Annotated in this window: 2 protein-coding genes; both read right to left on the minus strand. The window is 34.5% G+C overall.

Translation table 11 applies throughout. The features are described 5' to 3' along the window. Positions 1–74: 74 nt before the first annotated feature. Complete coding sequence (locus PVK62_RS17255) at positions 75–578, minus strand: GNAT family N-acetyltransferase (protein WP_274445611.1); 504 nt, start codon at positions 576–578, stop codon at positions 75–77. 140 nt (positions 579–718) lie between these two features. Further along, a partial coding sequence (locus PVK62_RS17260; protein WP_274445610.1) for a hypothetical protein occupies positions 719–1542 on the minus strand: 824 nt, incomplete at its 5' end.

The raw sequence follows: 1542 nt of genomic DNA on the forward strand, positions 1-1542 counted from the left end.
CGACTTACTTTCCAAACCAATTATACTTCAAACCACAAACGCCGAGTGTAATTAGCATCGTGTTGATTGCTTTGTTATACGAATTGCTCAACAGATAGAGTGACTAACTTCTCATCATTATAAATGACTACTGAATCATCAATTTCCATTCCTAATTTTTCTAGGATTTTAATTGAGGGGATATTATCTTTTACTGCCACACCATATATCTTCTTATGATTACCCAACCCAAATGTAAACCTCAAAACAGTATTAGCCGCTTCATATGCATAACCCTTTCCTTGAGCGTTTTGAATAAAGCCATATCGAATATCACTACATTCAACATTTGGCGAGGTTTCGACACCAACATAGCCAAGCTTAACCTCTGGATTAACTTTTGAATAAACAATAAAAGAGCCAAAACCCTGCTTCCAGTGTTCAATTCTTTTAGCTACATGCTGAAAGATTTCATCATCATTATAAGGTGCCGATTTTGGAAGATATTGGCTCATCAATGGGCAAGACATGATTTGTTTATAGATATCAATATCCTCAATCATTACTGGTTTTAGTATTAGCCGTTCTGTTTCGATCATCCTTGTATCCACCTTATTCGTATAACGCCTGCATAACACGTTTACTACTATGCAGATTAAACTGAATTTTACCGCCATAAACACAAAAACCAAAGACAAACCTACAATGCCGAATGTAGTAAATCGTGTTGATGCATTTGTTATACGAATTTACAGTGATTACTCAAAAAATACTCTGGTGAGCAAACAATTAACCCTTGATTTATGTATGCGTAGCAAGCTTCCGCTTTTTTTAAAAATGCATTGTCACGTGATAACAAAAAGTTGACTCCTATTGCGCAAACAGCATGCTGCATATCATTGTTTGATGCATTAAACCTATCACTACGCTTTTTAACTTTATCAAAGTCATCAGCATAATAACCAGCCCAATTCATTAAACTATAAGCCCTAGCTACAGCATTTTGAGGTGTATCATCAAAATAGTCCCTCCAATTAAAGTTACTATTTTCATTGCTAAAAGTAGATTCAATTGCTTTTACAACTTCGGCTACAGGCAGTTTTGTAATTTCTAGGGCTTTAAGTTCTGGTATATCTCTAAATGACTTAGGACCGAGAATATGTGAACTGTCCACTTTTGGAGCTTCCAAAGCAGCACTTTTCTCTTTAAGTTTAGGGAGCTGTAATGTCATATTTAGATAGTTTTCTTTTGATGGTTCATCCAAAGTATTTACATCTATTGATGCTAATTGTTGTTCGCAGTTAGAAATAAGGTCGTCCAATGCCAATTTCATTTTTTCATTTATAGCATCAAAGCTATCTTCAATTGGTAAACCTGCCATTTTTCTGGATGATAATTGACTAACATCCATTAAGTCAGATATTCCCATTTTTTTATTCGATTCAATGTTATCTAAGTATGCTACCCAAATATCACTAGCAGCTTGATTGTTCAAATTTCTAGATAATGGCTCTATGTATTGAGCACTCAATTCATCTAACAACCTAATATGTTCATCTCTAT

The sequence above is a fragment of the Aliivibrio sp. S3MY1 genome (genome assembly GCF_028765575.1).
GTDB lineage: Bacteria > Pseudomonadota > Gammaproteobacteria > Enterobacterales > Vibrionaceae > Aliivibrio.

Coding starts and splice junctions, on each gene's coding strand:
- PVK62_RS17255 (WP_274445611.1), bottom strand. CDS start 578: ATGATCGAAACAGAACGGCTAATACTAAAACCAGTAATGATTGAGGAT.